The 17504-nt window shown below is 53.3% G+C and carries 13 protein-coding genes; 9 read left to right on the top strand and 4 right to left on the bottom strand.

The window, feature by feature from the left end:
* Window positions 1-507 precede the first annotated feature (507 nt).
* Window positions 508-3297 carry an insulinase family protein gene (locus K0J45_RS12455; RefSeq protein ID WP_220042798.1) on the bottom strand — a complete coding sequence of 930 codons (2790 nt, stop codon included), beginning with the start codon at window positions 3295-3297 and terminating at the stop codon, window positions 508-510.
* Between the two features lie 211 nt (window positions 3298-3508).
* Here K0J45_RS12455 and sixA point away from each other — a divergent pair, with 211 nt between their 5' ends.
* A complete protein-coding gene (gene sixA, locus K0J45_RS12450) occupies window positions 3509-3979 on the top strand; it encodes a phosphohistidine phosphatase SixA (protein WP_144200613.1) in 471 nt (156 codons plus the stop codon).
* Window positions 3980-4158: 179 nt separating this feature from the next.
* Here sixA and smrB read toward each other — a convergent pair whose 3' ends face one another.
* Window positions 4159-4686 carry an endonuclease SmrB gene (smrB, locus tag K0J45_RS12445; protein WP_220042797.1) on the bottom strand — a complete coding sequence of 176 codons (528 nt, stop codon included), beginning with the start codon at window positions 4684-4686 and terminating at the stop codon, window positions 4159-4161.
* Between the two features lie 79 nt (window positions 4687-4765).
* On the opposite strand from smrB, the gene prmB reads away from it, so the two are divergent.
* The 6 genes from prmB to K0J45_RS12415 all read left to right on the top strand — a co-directional run bounded on the left by prmB (window position 4766) and on the right by K0J45_RS12415 (window position 10349).
* Window positions 4766-5710 (top strand): 50S ribosomal protein L3 N(5)-glutamine methyltransferase, encoded by a 945-nt coding sequence (gene prmB / locus K0J45_RS12440; protein ID WP_220042796.1) that lies wholly within the window; start codon window positions 4766-4768, stop codon window positions 5708-5710.
* 131 nt (window positions 5711-5841) lie between these two features.
* A complete protein-coding gene (aroC, locus tag K0J45_RS12435) occupies window positions 5842-6936 on the top strand; it encodes a chorismate synthase (protein WP_220042795.1) in 1095 nt (364 codons plus the stop codon).
* A gap of 231 nt (window positions 6937-7167) precedes the next feature.
* On the top strand, window positions 7168-8331 hold the full coding sequence (locus K0J45_RS12430) for an MFS transporter (protein WP_220045296.1): 1164 nt from the start codon (window positions 7168-7170) through the stop codon (window positions 8329-8331).
* A gap of 20 nt (window positions 8332-8351) precedes the next feature.
* Window positions 8352-9518 (top strand): ATP-NAD kinase family protein, encoded by a 1167-nt coding sequence (locus tag K0J45_RS12425; RefSeq protein ID WP_220042794.1) that lies wholly within the window; start codon window positions 8352-8354, stop codon window positions 9516-9518.
* 22 nt (window positions 9519-9540) lie between these two features.
* The gene (locus K0J45_RS12420) at window positions 9541-9822 is read left to right on the top strand and encodes a YfcL family protein (RefSeq protein ID WP_220042793.1); all 282 of its coding nucleotides are present in this window, start codon (window positions 9541-9543) and stop codon (window positions 9820-9822) included.
* 2 nt (window positions 9823-9824) lie between these two features.
* On the top strand, window positions 9825-10349 hold the full coding sequence (locus K0J45_RS12415; protein WP_220042792.1) for an RNA methyltransferase: 525 nt from the start codon (window positions 9825-9827) through the stop codon (window positions 10347-10349).
* A gap of 129 nt (window positions 10350-10478) precedes the next feature.
* Here K0J45_RS12415 and mnmC1 read toward each other — a convergent pair whose 3' ends face one another.
* Complete coding sequence (gene mnmC1, locus K0J45_RS12410; RefSeq protein WP_258406681.1) at window positions 10479-12455, bottom strand: FAD-dependent 5-carboxymethylaminomethyl-2-thiouridine(34) oxidoreductase MnmC1; 1977 nt, start codon at window positions 12453-12455, stop codon at window positions 10479-10481.
* Between the two features lie 175 nt (window positions 12456-12630).
* On the opposite strand from mnmC1, the gene fabB reads away from it, so the two are divergent.
* The gene (gene fabB, locus K0J45_RS12405) at window positions 12631-13842 is read left to right on the top strand and encodes a beta-ketoacyl-ACP synthase I (protein ID WP_220042790.1); all 1212 of its coding nucleotides are present in this window, start codon (window positions 12631-12633) and stop codon (window positions 13840-13842) included.
* 142 nt (window positions 13843-13984) lie between these two features.
* Here the strand turns inward: fabB and K0J45_RS12400 are convergent, their stop codons facing one another.
* The gene (locus K0J45_RS12400) at window positions 13985-14722 is read right to left on the bottom strand and encodes a YciK family oxidoreductase (RefSeq protein ID WP_220042789.1); all 738 of its coding nucleotides are present in this window, start codon (window positions 14720-14722) and stop codon (window positions 13985-13987) included.
* A 260-nt stretch (window positions 14723-14982) separates the two neighbouring features.
* On the opposite strand from K0J45_RS12400, the gene K0J45_RS12395 reads away from it, so the two are divergent.
* On the top strand, window positions 14983-17469 hold the full coding sequence (locus K0J45_RS12395) for a VolA/Pla-1 family phospholipase (protein WP_220042788.1): 2487 nt from the start codon (window positions 14983-14985) through the stop codon (window positions 17467-17469).
* Window positions 17470-17504 lie beyond the last annotated feature (35 nt).

Genomic DNA, 17504 nt, shown 5'->3' with positions numbered 1-17504 from the left:
GTTTGCAAATTACTTTCATTTTCATTGTCTTTTAGGGCTTTGTACTGCTAAATCTTCTGAGTGATTAGGCTTTGTCTGTTGTGTGCGTGCCAATCAGGCGTTCGTACTATATCGAGTGTTTTGGCAATTGGAGCAAAAAAGACGCTAACAATCAGTGTCCTGGCGTTGGGGTAATGTTGGGTCGGTGCTGTGACGTAAAAATAGGTTCGATCTGTTAACGATTCTCACAGTAGTCTCGTAGTGGATCAGATAGGGGGTTTAAAACACAAGAACTAACCAAAGGATTAAGATGAATGTATCAAGTACTGAGGCCAGCAACTCAATCTTAAACACCCAGAGTGAACTAGTATCCAGCAAGAAAAAGCTCTTTAGCACACTATTAGAAGAACGCTACCTCAAGTACAGTGCCTTAACACTGTGGCTATTTAGGTTCAAAGCCCAAAGCCCAAAGCCCAAAGCCCAAAGCCTTGGACACTAATGTGCCAGACTCTAGGGGAGGGCGTTAGCCTAATATCTAAACTTGGAGGCTCGCTGTTTAAAGCTCCTCAGATCTGTGATCATATTGTCTGAGGTCAGCTGTTCCTGATTTCTGTGTTGCTCCCCTGTGGTGAAGAGGATCAGACGGTCGCCGTGTTTGGTGCGCATCTTCTGCATCATAAACTTAATCAGATCAGAACGTGTGAGTTCACCAATTTGCTCGGCGACCAGTTCTCGCTGATTAAAGTCGTAGTCTTTGTTTCCAATGCTCGACCAATATCTCTGTCCCCGGGTCTTAAGGTTGGGGTCGTGTTCCATGATCTGGTTGATGAGTCCTTGCTTAGTGAGTTCCCATTGATCATTGGTGATCTGCATGACGGCGTAGTTAAAGTCGGCGATAAACTCGTCTATGGCCTCCAGTAGCTTTAAGGGGCCGGCAGTGGGGGATTGCACATAGAAGATCATGCCTGGATAACGATTCAGTGGCAGGTAGCCTGTGCCTACCATGTAACCTAGCTGACGCTTGGTTCTCAGCTCGTGGAAGAAGGTCGACGACATGGTGTGATTTAACAGGCTGAACAGCGCCATCTTCAGCGGCGTTGCCTGGGCCGACTGATAGTAGACTATGATGCTACTGTCCTGATGATTAACGCTGACCTCACGCATCAGGGTGCCGACATTCTCAAGTTTTATCAGCTCTCGCTCCGACTCGCCGCTGGGTGAGGAGACCAATGAGAGTATGTGATCTAACCGTTTACCCAGGGCCTGAGCCTCTTCGGTCAGCCAGTCGCCATAGACCAGACCCTCGAGATGGATCTTCTCATAGAAGGCGCGTACATGGTTGTGAAGGTCGTCCAGAGTAATGTCTTCTAGCTCCTCAGCCATACGTTGCGGCTCGAAACTGCGTTTCTGCAGCGTTACCGTCAGGCTGGTAAACAACTGGGAGATAGGCTTTGCGCGGCTCTGATTAAACCAGTTGCGTAGGATCTGCTTCTTTATCTGCTTAAACCTGTCCTGGGTAAAGTTACGTTCCCTGGCCTTGTTGATCAGCAGTGACAGTAGGGCCTCTTGTTTACCGGTCAAGCCGGTTAGATGCAGGGTGATCCCCCCCTGGTGAGGGTAGATGTTGTAGCTGAGTCCGGCGACTTCGGCCGGATAGGTAAACTCGGTCAGATAATCGAGCAACATCTCCACGTAGAGGCGGGTCAGCGCCGCATGTTTTGGGGTCGCTGCGGCCTGGTGCGAATCGAGCGACAAGTACATATGTCCCTTAGGCACGTTAAATTCATCATCTTTCTTGTGCCAAATTCGATAGCCGGTTTCCTGACAGACGACGACAGGCACCGGATGGTCACTCTTAACGTCTCTGGCGATCGAGTCTTCGATGATAAAGGGGTTAGGCTCAGGCAGTTTCAGCGCCTCTCGAATCTCAGGCTCGCGCCAATGCTTGAGCCTCTGTGCATCGATGGGTTTCATCTGATAGGGCGAGTGATACCAGGCGGCCTGTTTCTCTGTGTCTAAATCGGGCGAGATCAGCTGAATACGTAAGTTATCCGGGCTCATCAAGTCCAGCAATTCGGTGACCTGAGTTACATCCAAACCATCCATGCGATAGTCGCCATAGATGAGATCAGATACCTCGTAATGGTGCATGTTGATACTGAGATGACTGGCCAGATCCAGCGGTTTGATCTGTTCCTGATATTTGAAGGCAAGCTTGAGCAGGTTGGCTCGCTCTTGATAGCGCCATGCCTGCATACCCTGGGTCTTGATCAGTTTCAGGTATTCGAAGCTTGCCTGAATCACATCGTCGAGCTGTAGCAGGCCTTTCTCGGTCAGCTGAATGCTGATGTTATAGTCTTTAAAGTTATAGCCGTTGACCCCGCCACCGGCCGAGAGATTGATGGCTAGCCCTTGCTCCTTTAGGTGACTCAGCAGGCTGCCCTTGCCCTCATAACCCAATAGATGACTGATAAAGGTCAGCGGCTTGCGCTTGTAGAAGCGATCGATGGCGGGAAGGGGAAAGGTGATCGCCACGCGGCGCTGCTCTTTTAGCGGCACTATGTTGATCTGTTGGCCAAGCTGAGCGGCTTCATAGATGGCCACATTTGGGTATTGCTTTGCCAGTTTGCGGTTTTCAATCGGCGCAAAATAGCTCTCGGCCAATGCCAAGAGTTCATCTAGTGGTAAGGGTGCTACCAGACACAGGGTCATTAGGTTGGCGCTGTAATGGGTCTGATAGAAATCCAGCAGCTCTTGCCTCAGTGTTTTCTCATCGCCGTCTAAGGTCTTGAGGTTGCCAACCGAAAACTTTGAAAAGGGATGAGCCGGGTTAACCGTTTCCTTCTGAACCTGATAGGTGCGGCGGATATCATCTTTGAGCTTAAGGCTGAATTCTGACTCGATGGCGTGGCGCTCTCTATCGACCAGCTCAAGATCGAAGCAGGGCGCGATAAAAAACTGGCTAAAGCGATCCAGAGACTCCTCGAACACTTCGGCGTCGATGGAGAAGAAGAAATTGGTCTGCTCCGTGCCTGTCCAGGCATTATTACTGCCGCCGTGTTGATTGATGAAGGCATGGTACTCGCCAGACTTGGGGTATTTTTCCGTGCCCAGAAACAGCATATGCTCGAGAAAATGCGCCATGCCGGGACGCGAAGCGGGATCGTCAAAATGGCCGACGTTGACAGCCATCGATGCGGCAGCCTGCTGGGCCTGGAGATCTTCCACTAGCAATACACGTAGCCCGTTGTCCAGCTGCAGATACTGATACTGGCGATGATCGTTGGGACTTTTAGTGATCGGCATAGATGTTTGCAATGGTTGGCTCCATCCTTATGCTGGACAAACGTATGATATTCATCGGAGTTTAGGCGACTAAAGCGGTAAGCCTACATATTGAGCCTCAAAAAAGACTTTGGCAAATATCTTATCCATTATTCGACTAATTAATAACAGGGTTAAGGTTTGTTGCGCTGCACTTTAACGCTACAATTCATAGTAGAACAAGAATAATCATAGCGAGAGTAGTATGAAGCTATATTTGATGCGACATGGCGAGGCGGGTTATCACGCCCACTCAGATCGAGAACGAGTACTGACAGAAATCGGCCGTTATCAGACTGAATTGATGAGTAATTGGCTGGCCCGTGATGTGACCGAGTTCGATCTCGTGTTGGTGAGTCCCTATCTGCGTGCGCAGCAAACATGGCAGGAAGTGAGTAAGCACTTCCCCGAACCGAGAAAGTGGTTGGTATTAGATGAGCTGACGCCATCGGCCGAGCCGACCCTTGCCGCCGATCTGACCCTGGCCTATGCCGAACAGTATAAGGCAGACAGTGTGTTAGTGATTGCCCACATGCCGCTACTGGGTTATATGGTGAGCGAGCTGGTGCCCGGCATAGAGCCGCCGCTGTTTGCGACCTCAGGAGTGACCCTGATCGACCGTCATGGTGAGCGTGGTTCGCTCAGCTGGCAGCACACGCCGCACACGGTGAGCTAACTCTAACTCATAGAAAAATGCATTAACGCATTTGCGTAACCGTTGACCACTTAAACAAAAGGACGCCGAGGCGTCCTTTTTGATCTCTACTGAAATAAGAAGGCGGCTATTCAGCCCGCTCGTCAATCAAGCAGTGAGCTTTATTGTTTCCGCTGGTCACATTCCCAAAAGACAAAGGATTAATCCCAGCTCGGTAACTCGCCAACGTCAATCAACACCAAGAGGGCCGCATCGCCGCCCCATTCCTTAGGCGCCTTGTGAAAGGCCTTTACCTGAGGGTGCTGGGCAAGCCACATGGGAAGATTCTGTTTTAAGATGCCGGTGCCATGGCCATGCATGACGCAGCAGCAGTGGCTGTGCTGTTTAACGCAGGCCTGAATAAGGGCCGCAAGTTCGAGTTTGGCCTCGGTTTGGCGCATGCCGTGTAGGTCCAGCAGTAGGTCCGGCTGATAGTCGCCGCGTCTGAGCCGTTTGAGCTCGTGGCTGTCGACATCTTCTCGCGACCAGCGCATGGCGCCCTCCAGGGGCAGCAGGGGCTGGTAGGTATCGGAAAAATAGCTGTCAGCGTGCAGCTGGGTGGTGGCTATCTCCAGCTCTCGCTTCGGTTTTTGCGGCGCGGCGAAATGACGCTTATCCTGTTTAAGCGGCTTTATCCCTTTGGTTAACGCCGAAAAAAGCGCCAATTCATCATCATTTTCTTTATTCATGGCGCTATTTTATTGAATCCGATGCCATATGAATAGAGTTCAGTTACAATGAGGCGGAACTATCTAGCGGGAGCCAGTTTTGGACAAGATTTTTGTTGATGAAGCCGTGACGGAATTACGTACAATCGGCGATATGTTACGTTGGGCGGTGAGCCGCTTTAACGATGCCAATATCTACTATGGTCATGGTACCGATAACGCTTGGGATGAAGCCATCGCTCTCGTATTCCATGCGCTGCATCTGCCAGAAGAGATTGGTCAGCAGGTGATCCATAGCAATCTCACCAGCAGCGAAAAGCATAAGATTGTCGAGCTCATCATTCGCCGGGTACGCGAGCGTCTGCCCGTGCCTTATTTGACCAACCGCGCCTGCTTTGCCGGCCTGGAGTTCTATGTGGACGACAGGGTGTTGGTTCCGCGCTCGCCGATCGCCGAGATGATTGCTAACCGTTTCAGCCCTTGGCTCTATAACAAGCCGGTCAACCGTATTCTGGATCTCTGTACCGGCAGCGCCTGTATCGCCATCGCCTGTGCCTATGAGTTTGAAGATGCCGAGGTCGATGCTATCGACATCAGCAGCGATGCGCTGGAAGTGGCGCAGATCAACATTGAATCATTAGGCGTGATGGACAGGGTATTCCCTATCGAGTCTGACATGTTTGCCGCCATCCCTAAGGGGCCGCAATACGATCTGATTGTCTCTAATCCGCCTTATGTGGATGCCGAAGATATCGGTGACATGCCAGAGGAATATCACCACGAGCCAGAGCTAGGCTTAGCCTCGGGTCGCGATGGTCTCGATCTCACCAAGCGCATCCTTGCCAATGCGGCCGATTACCTGACTCAAGATGGTCTTTTGGTGGTCGAGGTGGGTAACTCTATGGTTCACCTTATGGAGCAGTTCCCCGAGGTGCCATTTACCTGGGTTAACTTCGAACATGGCGGCGACGGCGTGTTTGTGCTGACTCGCGATCAGTTAGTTGAAAATGAATCACTTTTCGCCATCTACAAAGATAGTGAATAATGTATGGTCGGCTAGAGTCTCATCGGACAATGTTTTGTCGGCTTAGAATGACTAAGCCGATTTAGGAATATAGTCAGTGGCGGCTTTAGGTTATGCTGAGGCAAATAATCAAGTAGAGGTGAAGTAAGCGAATGTCGGGTAACAGTATCGGTCAAAATTTTGTGGTGACGACTTTTGGTGAGAGCCACGGTAAAGCCTTAGGTTGTATTATCGATGGCTGTCCTCCGGGTCTGGCGATCGATGAAGCCGATATGCAGCATGATCTCGACAGGCGCCGTCCGGGCACCTCGCGTTATACCACAGCCAGACGCGAGCCCGATCAGGTGAAGATCCTCTCTGGTGTGTTCGAGGGGCAAACCACTGGTACCTCCATCGGCTTAGTGATCGAGAATACCGATCAACGTAGCCAGGATTACTCTAACATCAAAGATCAGTTCCGTCCGGGCCATGCCGACTATACCTACCAGCAAAAGTATGGCCTGCGTGATTATCGCGGTGGCGGGCGCTCATCGGCGCGGGAAACCGCCATGCGTGTGGCGGCCGGCGCTATTGCCAAGAAGTATCTAAAGCAGGTGCACGGCATAGAGATCAAGGGCTATCTGTCACAGCTTGGCCCAATCTGCGCCGAAACCCTGGATTTTGAGCAGGTTGAGCACAATGCCTTCTTCTTTCCCGATGCCGCAAAGCTCGAGCAACTCGACGAGTATATGCGTGAGCTTAAAAAGAGCGGCGACTCTATAGGGGCCAAGGTGTCAGTGGTGGCGACCAATGTGCCAGTGGGACTGGGCGAGCCGGTGTTCGACCGTCTCGATGCCGATATCGCTCACGCCCTGATGGGGATCAATGCCGTCAAAGGTGTTGAGATTGGCGATGGCTTTGCCGTGGTAAACCAGAAGGGCTCCGAGCACAGAGATCTGATGTCGCCCGAGGGGTTCGCCTCTAACCATGCGGGCGGTATTCTCGGTGGGATCTCGTCGGGTCAGCCAATCGTTGCGCATATCGCCATGAAGCCGACTTCCAGCATCAGCGTGCCGGGAGAGAGCATGACGGTGCAGGGCGAGCGCGCCGAGGTGGTCACCAAGGGGCGTCACGACCCCTGTGTGGGCATTCGCGCCGTACCGATCGCCGAGGCGATGTTGGCCATCGTCCTGATGGACCATCTCCTCAGGCACAGGGCACAAAACATGAATGTCGAGAGCATCACCCCTGTGATTGGGATGAAGTAAGACGCAATTGAGCGAATAAGAGGGCACAGAAATGTGCCTTCTTTTATGGGAGCCATTAATTCTATGGGTTCCAGTTAGAATAAAAAGTCAGAATAAAGTCATTATAAGAAGTCGCTCCGAGTCATATCGAGAGCAGATAATAACCCTGCTAGAAATCGCCTTACACATAGGAATCGCCCTACACAAATGTCGTCCAACGCCCAGTCATCCACTAGCATGTCGCCTAACGGCATGCAACAGCCTGATCCACAACACCAACTACATTGGATTAGCGCCTGTTACTTTTTCTTCTTCGCGATCCTCGGCGTGCTGGTGCCTTATCTCGGGGTCTTCTTCGAAAATCGGGGCTTCGATGCCCAGCAAATTGGATTTTTGCTCGCCATCCTGATGGCGACGCGCATCATAGCCCCCAATATCTGGGCCATGGTGGCCGATAAGACTGGCATGCGTGGTCAGCTGGTGAAGATGGGGGCTGCCTGCTCGGCGGTCACCTTCATGAGCTTCTTCTATCACGGTGGCTTTGTCTATCTGGCCATCAGCCTCAGCATCTATACCTTCTTCTGGAACGCTATCTTGGCACAGCTTGAAGTGATCACCCTAGAGACCCTGGGGGAGAACACCGGGGGCTATGGTAAGATCCGCAGCTTCGGCAGCCTGGGTTATCTGGTGTTCGTGGTCAGCGTAGGCTTTGCCATCAGCCAGTTCGGCACAGAGATCTTGCCCTTCGTCGGTCTCTCTCTGTTCCTTGGCTTGTTGGGCTGCTCCCTGTCTCTGCCAAGTACCCGGGTGAAGGTGGACAAGAGCCAGGCGCCCACGCCTCTAAAGTTAGATGCGGGTATCATCTGGTTCTTGTTATCGGCCATGTTGCTGCAGATGAGCGCCGGACCTTTCTACGGCTTTTTTGTGCTTTATCTGAAACAGGTGGGTTACAGCGAGTCCAGCGCCGGCATCTATGTCGCTCTTGGGGTGCTGGCCGAGATTGTCATGTTTATGTTTGCGCCGAGATTGTTGGGTCGATATGGGGTCAGCGCCTTGTTGGTGATCTCTATCGGCTTTACGGCGCTGCGGTGGCTACTCATGGCCTTTTGTGCCAGCAGCATGATCTGGCTCGGGGTTAGTCAGCTGCTGCATGCCTTCACCTTTGGTTTGGTGCATGCGGCCTCGATTCAGTTCGTTCATCAAAGATTCGACGTGCGCCACCGCAGCAAGGGGCAGGCGCTTTATGCCAGCCTAAGTTTCGGTGTCGGCGGCGCGCTGGGCACCTGGCTGTGCGGCTTTATCTGGGGCGATGGCTCTCAGGCCTGGCTGAGCTGGTTGGCGGCCGCCGTTTGTGCCTTGCTGTCCATGCTTGCGGTACTGTTAATCCCTAAGGCGCGCGAAGTTGCAAAACAATAAGAGATGATAAGGAAATATCCATGAAACAGACATTTCGCCTCGGCGTGATCATCAATCCTTTGGCTGGGCTTGGGGGCAGTGTGGCACTCAAGGGGAGCGATGGTGTGGCAGATGAGGCGATAGCCCGCGGCGCCGAACCTAAGGCCCATCTGAGAATGGCCCAGGCGCTAGAGGTGATTAAACCTTATCTGGATAAGATCACTGTCGTTACCGCCTCCGGTGCCATGGGCGCCGATTTAGCCGAGCAGATGGGATTTAACCATCAGGTGGTTTATCAGGCAGGTGATACTACCGCCGCCAGCGATACCCAAGCCGCCGCCAAGGCGCTGCAGGCCGCTGGCGTGGATCTATTACTATTTGCCGGTGGCGACGGTACGGCGCGGGATCTGTTTGAGGTGATCGATGAGACTCAGCCAGTGCTGGGCGTGCCGGCCGGGGTGAAGATTCACTCGGGTGTCTATGGTATTACGCCGCACGCCTCGGGCATGGTGGTCAAGTTGCTGCTCGAGGGGGCTTTGGTGAGCCTGATGTCCGCCGATGTGATGGATATCGACGAGGTGGCCTTCAGGCAAGGTGTGGTAAGGGCGCGCCGATTCGGCGAGATGCAGGTACCTGCCGAGCCACGCTACATTCAGGCAGTTAAGATGGGCGGCAAAGAGGTCGACGAGCTGGTGCTGGCGGACATTGCCGCCGAGGCGATCGAGCTGATAGACGATGCCCTTGCCATCATGGGCTCTGGTAGCACAGTCGCGGCCGTGATGGAGGAGCTTGGGCTGGATAACACCCTGCTGGGGGTGGATCTGATTGACGCGGGTGAGCTGCTTGCCAGCGATCTCAGCGCTAAAGCACTGCTCGAGGCAACCATAGGTCGTGAGTGCAAGTTAGTGATCACCCTCATCGGCGGGCAAGGGCATATCCTGGGGCGGGGTAATCAGCAGCTGTCGCCCGCGCTGATTCGTCAGGTCGGCAAAGAAAATATTATCATCCTGGCGACAAAAACTAAGTTAAAAGCACTTGAAGGTCGGCCCTTAATTGTGGATAGTGGCGACCCAGAGTTAGACAGCGAATTAAGTGGTTATTATAAAGTCGTGACCGGCTACCACGATTATGTGATGTATCAGGTGGCTAATCCTGACCTAATCAGCCCAGATTTAGTCAGCTCAGATTTAATCGGCCAGCCTGAGTAGCGAAATGATAATTGGAGACGCAATGTTAGAGCAGTATGAGCAAGCATTAGACGAGTGGATCGCCACCAAGGTTACAGGCGGTGATGACGATCAACTCTTCGCCAGCGGTTACCTGCAGGGCCATGTTGCCGTAGTCCTGTCTGAACTCGAAGTGGAAGAGTCTCAGGATTACCAGGCGCTGGATACTAAGATGCAGGCCTGTTTGGAGACGGCCAAGTCTGAACTGGAACCTGCCGACCTTGCCCTGGTGGTTAACGCCTGGAATGAACTGCGCGAGAAGATGGCTCAGGTGGCAAGCGCCTAGTCATGGCTAACACAAGCAAGGCGATTATCGGGCTGCAAAATCCCAAGAGCCCAACCAACGTGGGCGGCGTGATGCGCGCCGCCGGCTGTTATCGTGCCGATGAGGTGCGATATACAGGCAAGCGTTATGCGCTGGCCGCACAGCATAGGGGCGAGCAGTACAACACAGACACCAAGCGGGTGAGTCAGCATATTCCGCTAAAAGGGGTCGAGTCATTGCTGGATGATCTCGATGTCGATACTAAGGTGATCTGTGTCGACCTGGTGGAAGGCGCCACGCCGCTGCCGGCGTTTAATCATCCAGAGAAAGCCATCTATCTCTTCGGCCCAGAAGACGGCACCCTAGATCAGGCGCTTATCGATCGTGCCGATGAGGTGGTCTATGTCCCAACAGTGGGCTGTATGAATCTGGCCTCCTCGGTTAATGTGTTGCTCTATGACCGACTGGCCAAGGGCGAACACCTCGCAGGCGATGAGCTCATTCGGGCCAGCAGAGACACCAACAACCGCGTCAAGGTAAAGTCTTAGCCTTATTTATACAATGAAAACGCCGACTCCTTGAGTCGGCGTTTTGTTATCTGGTGGCTAGTTAGTTAATCATGCCAAGGAGTGACCATCGTCTTTTGCTTGCTAAACGGGCGAGGTTTTAATCCTGTTTCACAGCGCCTTACCCTTGATAAGCTTTCTCATCCACATACGATTGGGGTTGAGCAGGGTTAATATATCATTCGTCGCAGGTAGCAGCTCGCCGCAAAGCTGGGCCGCTAAGATCTCTGCCGCCAATGGACCCGAGGTGAGACCGCGGGAGCCGAGTCCGCCGAGAATATACAGACCATGATGCACAGGAGCAGGTGTAGCCCGCCAGTATTTGGCACTCTCCTTGGTATGCTGGTGCTCGCCGTAGGCTGCCAATATCGCCTCGAAATCTGGGGCACAGCCCATCATGGGGGCGTGATCCCTAGTCACCATGCGCACGCCTACGCGAGCGCTATGGCCTGTGATGTCCACGGCCTTCGTCCAGTCTCCGCCGTAGCTGGTACGGATCTTATCTAGATTCTCTACCTGTTCCACCGCGCTATAGTCGAGGTTACTGGCATCTTTCACATAGCTAGCGCCTGTGCAGTGCAGCCTGTCGTGGGCGGGCGTGAGATAGCCATGGGCGCAGAGTACCGTCTTAAGCTCGGCAAGTGGTGCTCTTGCCGGGATATGGCTGACCTGGCCGCGAAAACCGCTGATGGGTAAGTGTGCCGTTTGCGAAAAATCGGTCAGGTGACGGCCATTGGCCAGCACCAGATTGGCAAAGGGGCCAAATTCTTGCCTCTGACCTTGCTGCACTGCGGTCAGATACCATTGCTGATCTTCGAACCGAATAGCTGTGATCTGGCATTGGTAGTGTGTGCTCTGCTTACCGAGCTGCTCGGCCTGGCCGATAGCGGCGCGGGTAAAGGCTTGTGGCGACACCCAGCCAGCGAGCGGATAGTAGATCCCCTGATGTTCTATGGTGACCCCGGCGAGCGAAGTGGCCTGGGTTGCATCTACGGGGCGAGCGATAGATTCTGCCCAGGGCTGGGCGTTGATTATCTTAGTGAGGCGCATATGGCTGCGCTCATCGTGACCGGTCTGCAGCACGCCGCAAAAATCATGGGGGATCTCATGGCCCGCCTCAAGTAGCTGCTTGATCCTTTGACGGCTAAAGAGGTAACCCTGCAGAAAATAGTGACTCAGGCTGCCATGCTCTGGGGTGAGCAGGGGATAGATGGCGCCCTGTTTGTTGCCAGATGCCTGCTCGCCCGGCGCCTTATCCATACAGAAGAAGCTAACCTTTTTGCCGCGCTCGGCCAGTGAGAGCGCCAGGTTCGCGCTGGCGACACCACCACCTATGATGGCGGTTTCTCCCTCACGACTTTGTGTTAAGGGGTTGAAGGCGAACTTATCTAATTGTTGGCGCCTGAGGGCGCGCCGCTCCACCATGGCGATATCCTGAGACGCAATACTTGGTTTTTCGGCCAGGGTCACGAGTTGGTCATCTTCTGGAGATAAGTTAAGGCGATAGCAGGTAAAACCCGCCTTGATGATCAACTGGAGCAGTAAGTTTGTACTGGCGTTATTTGAGGTCTTGTCTAGATTAACATCGACATTCTCGAGAAGGAGAAACTCGGCGTTATCTTGGCTGAGGCGCGCCATCTGCCAGATAAGCGCCTCATCGGTAGCCTGGGTATCCGCCAGCCAGCCTTGGATAGCTTGACTTGTTAGGCTTGGGGAGACTAAGGCCTTGAGTTGGGAAAGTGGATCGCCAAGATGGATGTCGATGATAAGCTGTGCATTTACCAGCTTGAGCCTGTGACAGCCCGACACCCGAGCGTCGCAAATCGCCTTAATCTGTTCTTTGGCTGGTGACGATAGGGACTCATTCTCGGCAAGGGCCTTAAGCCAGCTTGCCTGATGCTGGGCAAACAGGTGTAGATGAAGGTGCTGCTTTTGAAGGGGCTGCTTTGAACCGGCTTGTGTTAGTCGCTCTGCTATAAGCGCCGCCGGCCAGTAGGCATCACTGCTAGGGAGTAGGGCGATAATTTGGTGAGAGTTTTGACTCGCTATCGCCGATAAACGGCTGAAAATTGCGTCGAATGTAGGCATTTTGTCACTATTTTGTGCGTTATTCGGGTGTTCGGTGGCCAATGAATTTACTCTCAAGGGGATATTAGGCATTATTTTACCTGCCTTTATGGAAAGCTGACCACTTAAATGCAGTAAAAGCGATACTATTGGCGCAGCTAAATTGGTACTAGACGTACGGAATGGATAGTAAATAATGAAAAGAGTCGTGATCACCGGCCTTGGCATAGTGTCAAGTATCGGTAACAACAAGCAAGAAGTCACCGAGTCACTCAAAGCGGGTCGCAGTGGTATTACCCACTCAGATCAGTTTGAAGAAATGAAGCTTCGTAGCCATGTTTGGGGCGACATTAAGTTAGACCCTAAAGAACATATCGACCGTAAAGCATTACGTTTTATGGGTGATGCAGCCGCATACGCTTATATTGCCATGGAGCAAGCGATAGCCGATGCTGGCCTCACCGAAGAACAATATTCAAATCACCGCGTCGGTATCATTGCCGGTACTGGCGGCGCGTCATCGGCTAACCAGGTTCAGGCTGCCGATACTCTGCGTGAGAAAGGTGTGAAGCGCGTTGGTCCGTATATCGTGCCACGCATCATGTCGAGCACGGCCAGCGCCTGTTTGGCCACGCCTTTTAAGATCAAGGGCATGAACTACTCAATCAGTTCGGCTTGTGCCACCAGTGCTCACTGTATCGGCCATGCTGTTGAATTGATCCAGATGGGCAAGCAAGACATGGTCTTCGCCGGTGGTGCCGAAGAGGTGGATTGGACCCTGACCATGGGCTTCGACGCCATGGGCGCACTGTCGACTAAGTATAACGACTGCCCTGAGAAGGCTTCTCGTACCTATGATGCGGACCGTGATGGTTTCGTTATCTCTGGTGGCGGCGGAATCGTGGTTGTCGAAGAGCTTGAGCATGCGCTCGCTCGCGGCGCTAAGATCTATGCCGAAGTGATCGGTTACGGCGCATCTTCAGATGGTTACGACATGGTTGCACCATCGGGCGAAGGCGCGGTGCGTTGCATGAAGATGGCCCTCGAAAGTGTCGACACACCAATCGACTACATCAACACTCATGGTACTTCAACGCCAGTTGGCGACATGCGTGAGCTGGAAGCCTTGGCCGAAACCTTCGGTGACAATCTACCTGCTATCGCGTCTACCAAGTCGTTGACTGGTCACGCTCTGGGCGCCGCGGGTGTGCATGAGGCGATCTACAGCCTGATCATGATGGAGAACAGCTTCATCGCGCCAAGCATCAACATCGATACTCTCGACGAGAAGGCTCAAGGTATGCCTATCGTGACCGAATATCGCGATGCCGAGCTTAACACTATCATGAGCAACAGCTTCGGCTTCGGTGGCACAAACGCTACCTTGGTTATGCGCAAGTACAAGTAATTGCTCAGCTGTTTTTGACAGTTATTAGAAAAGGGAAGCAGATGCTTCCCTTTTTTGTGTCTAGCTTCAGCTGGTCATCTTACTGATAAAAAGTGAAACACGCCCATAAAAGCGGGCGCGTGAGCTATGACTGAGCCTTAAACTACTGGGCGTTAAACTGCTGGCCCGTGACGCCCTTAGCATCGTCACCCATGAGGTAGAGATAGGTCGCCATGATCTCTTCTGGCGCCTTGAGATCCTGTGGGTTCTCTGCCGGGTAGGCATTGGCGCGCATCTTGGTGCGGGTGGCGCCAGGATTGATGCTGTTGACTCTCAGGTTGGTGTCTTCATATTCGTGTGCCAGAGACTGCATCATGCCTTCGGTGGCAAATTTTGAGATAGCATACTCGCCCCAGAAGGCGCGTCCCTGACGGCCAACACTGCTGGAAGTGAACAGGATAGACGCAGCAGGGGCTTTCTTCATCACGGGAAGCAGCGCCTTGGTCATCATGATCTCGGCGACCAAGTTAACTTGTAGCACTTCTTTTACCGAATCCATCGAGATATGTTCGAACGGGCCCAGTACACCCAAGAGGCTGGCGTTGTGCAGCAGGCCGTCGAGGTGACCAAACTGCTGCTCTATGGTTTCGGCCATGTCCTGGTAGTTTTGCTCTGTGGCGCCTTTGAGATCGAGTGGCACGATAGCAGGGGTAGGGTAGCCGGCCTGTTCTATCTCGTCATAGACGGCTTCCAGTTTCTTGACTGTCTTGCCCAGCAAGATCACCGTGGCACCATGTTCAGCGTAGGCCAGAGCAGCGGCGCGACCAATACCATCTCCGGCGCCTGTGACCAGTATCGTTTTATTTTTAAGTAAATCTTTTGCTGCCTGATATTCCAACATGAGTCAATTTTTCCTGTTAGCGGAATTCCCCGCCATTTCTATGATTTATTTGAGCCTGAAACGAATGTTTAAAACAAATGACTGATTAATGACCATCGTTCTGTTGTTTGTGTGTGACAAAATTGTAGCTAACTCAATAATTTTGCGTTAACTTGAGTAGCCATAAGGACACTAAAAGTCCTATTGGTCACACAAGGAAGACTATTGTGACCAATTTTTGGGGAAAACAAAATTATTACAACAAGATTTGGGGAAAAAAGATGAAAAGACTCTTTTTGGGTGTCGCAATTGCATCCGCATTGGGAATGGCTGGTTGTAGCGAAGATAGCGTCGATCAACTCGCAGAGAAGACTGAGCCGCTAATCCCTCTTTCACACATGGTATTCGATCCTGCTAACAGCAAGGTACCATTACCCAACGATCTACTCTTTAGCGGTACCACAGACGGTACCCTGACCATGCCGGGCGAAAAAGCCGACGGCTCAAGCGATTACACCGACCCTCAGATGGCGCTGGGCGCACTGGACGGTTGGTCTACCACCTCTCCCATCTCTATCACGGTTGAACCTGCCACCGACCATGACGGTACCATGCTGACGCTGGCTGCAGCCTCTGTGGCCCAGCCTGGCGCGGTGCGCATGTTCGAAGTCACTGTAGGTGGTCCGCTATCATCGGATCCCGAGTGTCAGTCTGCACCATCTGTGTCAGCCTGTAAGATAGGCAACGAGCTTCAGTTTGGCGTCGACTTTGTCGCCAGCGCCTCGGGCAACACTATCGCTATCGTACCGCTCAAGCCACTCAAGGCGGGCCAATCTTATGTGTATGCCACCACAGACCTGATTCAAGACTCGGCTGGCCGCCCTATTGCGCCGTCGACCACCTATGCCACGCTGAAACTCGATATCGAGACCAAGCCGCTGCAGACACCCGATCAGCTGATGCTGCAAACGCTGGTGAACAGTTATGAGAAGGGCATGGCCGCCGCTCATGGCGTAGATAGCGCGACTATCAGCTATGCTGGCCTGTTTACTACCCAGGCGATCAGCGATGTCTATGAGACGACTAAGCTACTGATGCTGCAAGAGGGCACACCTTTTGCGCCGTCTATCTCTGTGCCTCAGCCGCATCCGCTGGGGATCACGGTTGCACAGGCGGCTGGCCTGACTCCTGCCGATGGCGTGGCCTATGTGGTCTCTAGCCTAGCCGATGTTTATGTTGCCGAACTGACCCTGCCTACTTATGGCGCCTGTAACTCTGTGATGTGTAATGGCATCAACGGCAACTGGCATGCGCTGGGCGACAGCCCTGTAGCCGTATTGCTAGCCCTGCAATCGGGTACCCTGAGTCAGCAAAATTACGGCGCTCAGGCCGTGGCGCACGGTATCGACCCCGCAGCGGGTCTGGCCGATCCTGCCCTGTTGGCGGGTAAGACCTGGCTACTCGATGATGGCACACCGGCCGATAAGGCCAAGCACCTGACTAAGTTCAACCCTATCCCTGCACCAACTGGTGCAGAGAAGGTTCCTGTGTTGATCTCTATGCCAAACGCCGAGCGTTTGGCGCAGTTCTACGCCTCTCAGGGACTACCTTTTACGCCGCCTACAGGCGGTTGGCCGACCACCATCGCCATGCATGGCCTGGGCGGTGGTAAAGAGATGTCACTGGCCTATGCCGGTAGTTATGCTGCCATGGGCGTTGCCACTATCGCCATCGATATGCCGCTGCACGGCGCTCGCTCATTCGACGCTAACGGCGACGGCATCTATGAGGTATCGGCTTCAGATCCAGCATTTGGCGCTGTGATAGGTAACCCAGATGCGTTTAAGAATGGTAACCCCTTGGTGTTTGTTAACATAGCGAGCACTCTGGCGGTACGTGATAACTTCAGACAGGCAACGGTTGACCACCTAGCGCTTCGCGCCGCCCTCACTGGGCTTGCCGGTGGCCTGGCCGCCGCGCAGATGCCGCAGATGTTCGATATCACTAAGATCAGCGCACAGGGTCTGAGCCTTGGCGCCATCGTCGGTACCGACTTTGCTACCTATGCTAACTCTGGCCTGAGCCATCCGGCTAACGGTGCGGACCTTAGCTATGTGCATAAGCTCAATGCGGTTTCTCTGGTTGCGCCAACTGGCGGCTTGTCGGGCACCTTCATCGGCTCTGCCACCTTCGGCCCACTGCTGTTTGAAAACGTAACTGCCAGCGATACCTTCAAGGCATTGGTGGATGAGGCTAACGTTGCCGGTTATGAGCCTGGTACGCCTGAGTATGCGGCCCTGGTTCAGGCTGTGTACGCCGAGTTCATTCCAACCTTCGCCTTTGCGGTACAGACGGCGGTAGATGGTGCGGATCCTATCAACCATGCAGCGACGCTTAAATCGACTGGCCTGCCTGTACATCTGATTGAAATCGTGGGAGATGGCAGCAACTTAGGGGATCAGGTACTGCCGAATCGCGTAGACAAGTTCCCTGTGGCGGGTACCGAGCCGCTGATTGCCAACCTGGGTCTTGAATGTATTGATACTACAACTGTTGGCTCTGGCGCCGTGCGCTTTAGCAAGGGTCATCACAGCTCGCTGATTAGCCCAAGTGAGGTCCCAGGCGTGACAGATGGTAGCGCCGCCGCGGCTACGGTTGAGATGCAGCAGCAAGTTGCCGCGTTTGCCCTGACTGCGGGTAAGGGCCAGGCAAGCGTACTGGTGCAGGATGATTCAGTGATTCAGCCTTGCGCTGTGCCAGCTAACTAAGCCTAAATCCAACAAGGATAAAATAAAAACCCAGC

The sequence above is a fragment of the Shewanella alkalitolerans genome, assembly GCF_019457575.1.
Taxonomy (GTDB): domain Bacteria; phylum Pseudomonadota; class Gammaproteobacteria; order Enterobacterales; family Shewanellaceae; genus Shewanella; species Shewanella loihica.
This window is presented reverse-complemented; position numbering and strand designations above follow the sequence as displayed.

Bases quoted from the DNA above. Each gene is read 5' to 3' on its own strand.
- K0J45_RS12420 (WP_220042793.1), top strand. From the start codon at position 9,541: ATGTTAGAGCAGTATGAGCAAGCATTAGACGAGTGGATCGCCACCAAG.
- K0J45_RS12395 (WP_220042788.1), top strand. From the start codon at position 14,983: ATGAAAAGACTCTTTTTGGGTGTCGCAATTGCATCCGCATTGGGAATG.
- mnmC1 (WP_258406681.1), bottom strand. From the start codon at position 12,455: ATGCCTACATTCGACGCAATTTTCAGCCGTTTATCGGCGATAGCGAGT.
- K0J45_RS12430 (WP_220045296.1), top strand. From the start codon at position 7,168: ATGCAACAGCCTGATCCACAACACCAACTACATTGGATTAGCGCCTGT.
- sixA (WP_144200613.1), top strand. From the start codon at position 3,509: ATGAAGCTATATTTGATGCGACATGGCGAGGCGGGTTATCACGCCCAC.
- K0J45_RS12400 (WP_220042789.1), bottom strand. From the start codon at position 14,722: ATGTTGGAATATCAGGCAGCAAAAGATTTACTTAAAAATAAAACGATA.
- K0J45_RS12425 (WP_220042794.1), top strand. From the start codon at position 8,352: ATGAAACAGACATTTCGCCTCGGCGTGATCATCAATCCTTTGGCTGGG.
- aroC (WP_220042795.1), top strand. From the start codon at position 5,842: ATGTCGGGTAACAGTATCGGTCAAAATTTTGTGGTGACGACTTTTGGT.
- K0J45_RS12415 (WP_220042792.1), top strand. From the start codon at position 9,825: ATGGCTAACACAAGCAAGGCGATTATCGGGCTGCAAAATCCCAAGAGC.
- fabB (WP_220042790.1), top strand. From the start codon at position 12,631: ATGAAAAGAGTCGTGATCACCGGCCTTGGCATAGTGTCAAGTATCGGT.
- smrB (WP_220042797.1), bottom strand. From the start codon at position 4,686: ATGAATAAAGAAAATGATGATGAATTGGCGCTTTTTTCGGCGTTAACC.